4 protein-coding genes are annotated in these 6,414 nt (G+C 66.1%); all 4 read right to left on the bottom strand.

From position 1 onward, the window contains the following. Nucleotides 1-194: 194 nt before the first annotated feature. Genes NJH59_RS23770 through icmH form a run of 4 tightly spaced genes read right to left on the bottom strand, consistent with a single transcriptional unit; the run spans nt 195 to nt 6,411 of the window. Nucleotides 195-1,244, bottom strand: coding sequence for a serine/threonine-protein kinase (locus tag NJH59_RS23770; RefSeq protein ID WP_253087392.1), 1,050 nt, complete (start codon nt 1,242-1,244; stop codon nt 195-197). Further along, nucleotides 1,241-1,969, bottom strand: a complete 729-nt coding sequence (locus NJH59_RS23765) for a PP2C family serine/threonine-protein phosphatase (RefSeq protein WP_058540723.1) — start codon at nt 1,967-1,969, stop codon at nt 1,241-1,243. Before NJH59_RS23765 ends, NJH59_RS23770 begins: the two co-directional genes overlap by 4 nt. Next, on the bottom strand, nt 1,970-5,527 hold the full coding sequence (gene tssM / locus NJH59_RS23760; RefSeq protein WP_253087391.1) for a type VI secretion system membrane subunit TssM: 3,558 nt from the start codon (nt 5,525-5,527) through the stop codon (nt 1,970-1,972). Nucleotides 5,528-5,541: 14 nt separating this feature from the next. Next, nucleotides 5,542-6,411 carry a type IVB secretion system protein IcmH/DotU gene (icmH, locus tag NJH59_RS23755; RefSeq protein ID WP_058540725.1) on the bottom strand — a complete coding sequence of 290 codons (870 nt, stop codon included), beginning with the start codon at nt 6,409-6,411 and terminating at the stop codon, nt 5,542-5,544. Nucleotides 6,412-6,414 lie beyond the last annotated feature (3 nt).

Genomic DNA, 6,414 nt, shown 5'->3' with positions numbered 1-6,414 from the left:
GCTGTACGTTTTTTGAGCACTTTTACGCGAGAAAACCCGAAAAAGTGCGCAACTTCTTGCGCAGTACTGTGCAAGAAGTTGCGCACTCGTCTGTAGGCCTTTATCCCAAAGGCCTAGGGAAATGTATGCACAGGGTTATCCACATTTGAGTGCGCAAGAAGTTGCGCAGTTGGTAAAAACGGCAGGGTAGATTTTCAGCGCTTGAAAAGCGAAAAAACATGCCCCCAATAGCCCCCTTTCGACGCCATCGCCTCCTGCAGTTGCCGCGCACTGACCGTGCGCTGGGCAGGGTCGAACGCCAGCGCATTTTTCAGCGCAGGCCAGCAGTGCGTGGGCAGGTTCGACGGGCGCGTCAGCGTGCGATCGAGCTGCTCGGCGCGGGCCTGAGTTGAAGGCAGGCGCCGATAGGGATGCTTGCCGCTGGCCAACTCGTAGATCAGGCAGGCCACCGCATACATATCCGCCGCTGCACCCAGCGTGCCGTGTTCAAGTAGTTCCGGTGCTGCGTAGCCGGGCGTCCAGGCGTTGAAGCGCTCGCGGCTGAGGTGGGCCAGCCCCGAAAGCACACCGGCGTCGGCCTGGCCAAGACCAAAATCGAACAGGCGCACGCCATCTTCGCCGAGCATCACGTTGCTCGGCTTGAGGTCACCGTGAAACACGCCCCGGGCATGGCAGCAGGCCAGGGCTTCCAGCAGCGGCAACACGATGGCGTTCAACGCCTGCCCGTGCAGGCCCAGCGGTTGCTCGCACAGCAGTTTGTCCAGTGCCGGCCCGCGCAGCAGCTCCAGGGTGATGAAGGCGCGCTGGCTCGGCGGGTCGATCTCGAAGCTGTACAGGTTGACCACCTGCGGGTGCGCCACGTGCCGGGTCAGGGCAAACTCGCTGAACAGGAGCGCGTTGGCATCCGGCGAGGCGGCCAGCGCCTCGCTCACGAGCTTGATCGCCACACAGGGCTGCGGGTCACCGAACTGCTCGCGCAGCAGATCGCGGGCGCGATAGACCATGCCCATGCCGCCGGCACCGAGCAGGCGTTCGAGCCGATAGCGCCCGGCCAGCACCTGCGGCAGCGGCACCAGCGGCAGTGTCGGCGCCGGCTTTTTCTTGCCTGTGCGGCGCCCCTTGCGCTTGGCCGCAGCGGGCGCCGGGGCGGCCAACTGGCCGTTGACGAAGGCGAAATAGGTGAGGTTGGCGTCGTGGGATTCGGTGGCCAGCAAGGCACCGAGGTCGGGCTGGTGCCTGCTCATTGGCGAATCACCACTGCGGTCAGGTTGTCCCCCGCCGCGCCGCGCAATGCCCCTTCGAACAGCCGCTCCAGCGCGACCTGCGCCGACGCCAGGCTCAATGCCTTGCCCAGGGCATCGCTGCTCAGTTCCTGATACAGGCCGTCGCTGCACAGCAGGAACGCATCGCCCGGGTATACCTGCAGCTCCAGCACCTCCAGGGTCAGCTGCTCGCTGGCGCCAAGGGCGCGGGTCAGGGCGCGAGCGCCCGGTTGCGCCCGCGCCTGCTCCGCGCTCATCTGGCGCTGGTCGATCAACTGCTGCTGCAACGAATGGTCGCGTGACAGCTGGTAAAGACGCTGCTGGCGCCACAGGTAGCAGCGGCTGTCGCCGGCCCAGATGCACGCCGCACGCTCGCCCTCGAGCAGCAGCGCCACCACCGTGCTGCCCATGATGCTGTCGTGATGTGCATCCGTGACGGTCAGTTCCTGGCCAAGGCGCCGGTTGATCCAATGCAGGCACCCGCGCACCCCTTCCAGGCGCTCGTCAAAACTGCCATGGGCCGGCAACTCGGCCAGGCTGGCGACGATCAGCTGGCTGGCCAGGTCGCCACTGCGGTAGCCGCCCATGCCATCGGCCACCGCCCACAGCCCCTGCGCCGGGCACTCCAGAAAGGCGTCCTCGTTGCGCATGCGCACCTTGCCAGCATCCGTGCGCGCCGCGCTGCGCCAGCGTGCTCCAACCTGCATCTAGAGCGACCCCGGTAGACGAAAGCCGCGTAACACGCCAACGTCGAAAGGGTTGGGCGCACGCTGGCTGCTGAGCAGGTAGTTGGCCCGCAGCCCGCCCACTTCGGCCTTGAGCACCAGCACGTCGCGGCCCTTGAGGTACTCGGTCTGCATCAGGTCGAACAGGCGGAACAGCGACCACGGCCCGGTGTTCTTCTCGATGCCGATCGGGCGCTCGACCATGCGTTCGAGCACCAGGCTTGCGCGACCGTCCTGGGCATCGGTCGGCCAGTTGAAGGTCATGGGCACCACCGGGCCGTGGCGATAGTCCAGCTGCCGATCGCCAAAGCGGAACTCGGCGCGGCTCACCGCCGAGTCCAGGGTGTAGGGCTCGAGCCTGAACTGCACCTGCGGCTGCGCCGGGTTCTCGGCGAAGAAGCTCTGGCGAATCGTCTGGGTCCTGGCCATCTGGTCCAGGTAGACCCGCGAGATCGGCAGGCTCTGGCCGTCGATGCTGCGCAGGCGGTAGCTGCCCGGGTCGCCGCTGATGAACGGGCGCAGGTAGGTGTCGAAGAAGCGCTCGGCGATGCCCTGAGCCTTGAAGAACTCACGAAAGTCGTTGATCGCCACGTCACTGGTGCTGTGGGCATCGAACGGGTAGCGCTGCTGGATCGACTCACCGTAGAAGCCGTACAGCTCGCTCTGGTAGCGCTCGTTGACGTACTGGTAGGCATCGTTGAGTACCAGCCGCCAGCTGTCTTCGGTCAGCAGGTTGAACCAGCCATTGAGCGGTCGCGGCAGACGCCCGGAGGCGTTGCGCAGGGCGCTGAGCGCATCGCGCTGGCCCCCCATGCGGGTCTTGGCCAGCTCGAAGGCCATCTGCTCCGGCTGGCTGGCGCGCGCGAGGCCGGCCATCTGCAGTTGCAGGTCGTTGAGCGCCTGCAGCGCCGGGGTGAGGTCGGCGGAGGGGCCATTGTTTTCGTCGAGCAGCCGATGCAGGGCTTCGAAACGCCGCTGCAAGGACTTCTTCGCGGTGTCGGGCAGCGGCTTGGCCGTCACGGCGGGCTTGCTCGCCAGGGCGCCCTGGACCTTGCCGGCCACGGCGACCGCCGTGTTGGCCTTCTTGCCCAGCTTGACCCCCTTGGCCGGGTCGCTGGCCGGTGCCTCGGCGGGCTCATCGGTGCTGCCCGGCACGGGCTCGAAACGGGTGTTGTCGCGCACCTGCACCAGCAGTTGAAGTACCGGCGAGTTGGCCGAGGTGAGCCCGGCGAGCTGATCGGCGCCCTCGCCGGCATCGCCGAACGGTTGCAGGCCGACCTGGCCGACAGCTTCGCTCCAGTGGTTGGCGTAGTCGCGAAAGTACAGCTGTTCCAATCCTACCAGCAGGCGGCGCATGTCCATGTCGCTGATGCCGCTGCCCTCACCCAGGACCCAGTTGTCACGCAGCAGCTCGCTGACCAGGGTCGAGCCCTGTACCGAGAAATACTGCTCGTAGCCCTGCTGGGTGTAAAACCCCGGAATCACGTAGTCGGTGCCGAAAAACAGCCCGCCCTGGGGGCCCAGGTGCTGGCTGAGGCGGTAGTCGGGCAGGCTGCTGGCCTGCTCGCGCAGTACCCGGTACACCACGTTGACCAGCGATTCGCTGCGCAGCACCTTGCGTGCCTGGGCCACCAGTTGCGGGTCCAGCGGGTAGCTGAATGGCAGTTGCAGCAGGCGTTCGAAATGCCCGTTGAGCCCGTTTTGCACCGCCGTGTTGCCCGCGTAGCGGCGCGACCAGTCAGCGGCTACCCACTCCTGCAGCCAGGCGGCTTCGCGGCGGTCGGGCATGCTCAGCATCAGGTAGGCACGCAGGCTGTTGAGCAGGCGCTCACGGTCGCGCAGGTTGCCACGTATCTGCCCTTCGAGCTGTTTGGCCACCCGCGGCAGCAGTTGGGTGTGCAGGTCCTGTTCGTAGGCACTGCGAAGCAACGGATTGCTCTGCTCGCCCTGGTACAGGCCCAGGCGCTCATGCAGTGACGCATCACCCGAAGGCGGGAATACCTGGGTCGCGGCATAGCTGCTGTCCAGCGGCTTGAGCGCGGCCATGGCATCGCTTTGCGGGGTCAGCGCTGCACGCTGCCCGGCCCACACCTGACCGAGCCCGCGCAGTTGCTCGAGGCGGTCGTGGTTGGCACTGAAACCGCCCGCCCACAGCAACCCGCAGCACACCAGTACGCCCAGCGCGCCGACATACAGTGCGCGCTGCCCCCAGTCGATGCGTCGCCGCTCGCGCTGGTCGAGGCCGGCCAGCTCGGCCTCGGGGAAGATGACCCGGCTGAGCAGGTGATGGATGAACCGCGAACGCCCGCTGCGCAAGGTGGGTAGCACCGTGCTGGGCAGGCCCAGGCTGGCCCCGATGCTGGCGGTGTCCGGGTCCAGCTGCTGGACAAGGTGCGGCGCACTTGTGAGGTAGAACCCGCGAAGCTGGCTGGCGCGCTGGTAGCGATTGCCGGTGAAGGCGATGTCGACGAACAGGCACAGCTGCTCGCCGATCTGCGCCAGCTGGTGCGGGAAGTCGAGGATGCGCGCGCGCCGCTGTGTATCGCGCTCGTGGTGCATGCGCATGATCACCTGGCTGTTGAGGCGCCGCAGCAGCGCCTCGAAGGCCTGGCGCAGCACGGCCACATCGGTGCCGTTCTGCGCCTTGGTGAAGGTGCTGCCCAGTACCTGGTCGCTTTCTTCACGGCTGAGCTGGTCGAAGAAATCGTCGAAGCCCTGCAACTGGTCGGCCTTGCTCAGCACCAGGTACACCGGCACCTGGACATGCAGGGTCTGCTGGATTTCCTGCAGTCGCGCATGGACCTGGCGCGCCAGGTTTTCCAGGCCCTTCTCGTCGCCACTGCGCAGCAGCTCGACCGGCACGCTGACCAGCACGCCGTTGAGCGGCCGGCTGCGGCTGCGTCGACGCAGCAGGTTGAGCAGGGTGCGCCAGGTACTGGCGTCGACCTCGGCGGTTTCCTGGGTCAGGTAGCGTCCGGCGGTGTCGATCAACACCGCGTGGTCGGCAAAATACCAGTCGCAATGACGCGTACCGCGGGTGTCGCGGGTGAGTTGGCGGTCCAGTTTGTTGAGCGGAAACTCCAGGCCGGAAAAGTCCAGCAGGCTGGTCTTGCCACTGCCCTGGGGGCCGATCAGCAAGTACCAGGGCAGGTCGTTGCGCCAGCGCTCGCTGCGCCCGCCATACAGGCTCGAGCCCTTGAGCGTACGCAACGCCTCGCTGAAGCGGCTGCGCAGTTCCTTGTGGTCCTCGTCGATGCGCGCTTCACGGCGCAGGCGTTCCTGGCCGTCCTCGCTCTCTTCGACAGCCTTTTTCTGCACCCCGGCGCGCCAGCTGGCGAACACCATGCCCAGCCCCCAGCACAGGAACAGCGCACTGATGGTCAGCAGGCGCGAGGTGGCCGAGGCCCAGAAGCGGTGATCGTCGACTGCCAGCAGCGGCCCCACGAACCACACCAGCAGTACCAGCGACAACACCAGCAACAGCGTCCATACCCACGTCTTGCGCAAAAAATCGCCGACTTTCTTGAAGAAGTTTTTCATCACACGTCCCTGTTCTACTGCTGCGCCTGGACCGTTTCCGGGTCAAGCTGCTGAAAAGGTTGCAGCACGGCCTCGCGCTGCTCGCCCAACACCCAGGCGAACCCCGAATACATCACCACCAGGCAGATCAGCGCGAACAGCGTGACCATCCACCACGGCACCACCCGCACCAGGCTGCGACGCTGGTCGTTGAGCCCTTCCCACTGCGGCGAAAGTTCGCGCGGGGCATCCCCGCGCAATTGCCGCACCTGGCGGAACAAGGCGTCGCGAATCCCTTCGAGTTCGAGCATGCCGCGCACCATCACGCGGTACTTGCCCTCGAACCCCAGCGACAGGCACAGGTACATGAGCTCCAGCATCGGCAGGTGCTTGACCGGGTTCTTCGACAGACGATCAAGCAGCTGGAAGAACTTCTCGCCACCGAAGGTCTCGTTGTGAAAGGTGCTGAGCAGGCTCATCTGCGCCCACTCGCTCTCGTTGCCCCAGGAGGTGGTGACCACGGCCTCGTCGAGCACCGAGCACAGCACGTAGCGCGCGGTCATCACCTGGCTAGGCTCGGCGCCGTTGTGCAGCGCATGGGCCTCGAACAGCTTGATGCCATGGGTGAGGGTCTGGTTGAGGGCGTCGAGGTCTTCGCGGCTGTCGCTGTGCTTGAGCCGCACCACGTGCGAGAGCAGGTCCGAGGCGGCTGCCACCAGGGTGTTGAGGCTGATGTTGATGGCCTCGGCCGGGCCCAGGCGAGCCGAGTAGATCATCCGGTCTTCCAGTTGCTCCAGGCGCGGCGTGGCCAACCCATCGGTCAGCGGAACCTGCCTGGGCGCCTGGCCCTGGCGGTCCACCAGCACGGTCTTGTCGTCCTGACGGTGTTCGATGTCCTTGTGCATGCG

This window comes from Pseudomonas sp. VE 267-6A (assembly GCF_024126555.1).
In the GTDB taxonomy this organism is placed as follows: Bacteria; Pseudomonadota; Gammaproteobacteria; order Pseudomonadales; family Pseudomonadaceae; genus Aquipseudomonas; species Aquipseudomonas palmensis.
This window is presented reverse-complemented; position numbering and strand designations above follow the sequence as displayed.

Coding starts and splice junctions, on each gene's coding strand:
- NJH59_RS23770 (WP_253087392.1), bottom strand. CDS start 1,244: ATGAGCAGGCACCAGCCCGACCTCGGTGCCTTGCTGGCCACCGAATCC.
- NJH59_RS23765 (WP_058540723.1), bottom strand. CDS start 1,969: ATGCAGGTTGGAGCACGCTGGCGCAGCGCGGCGCGCACGGATGCTGGC.
- tssM (WP_253087391.1), bottom strand. CDS start 5,527: ATGAAAAACTTCTTCAAGAAAGTCGGCGATTTTTTGCGCAAGACGTGG.
- icmH (WP_058540725.1), bottom strand. CDS start 6,411: ATGCACAAGGACATCGAACACCGTCAGGACGACAAGACCGTGCTGGTG.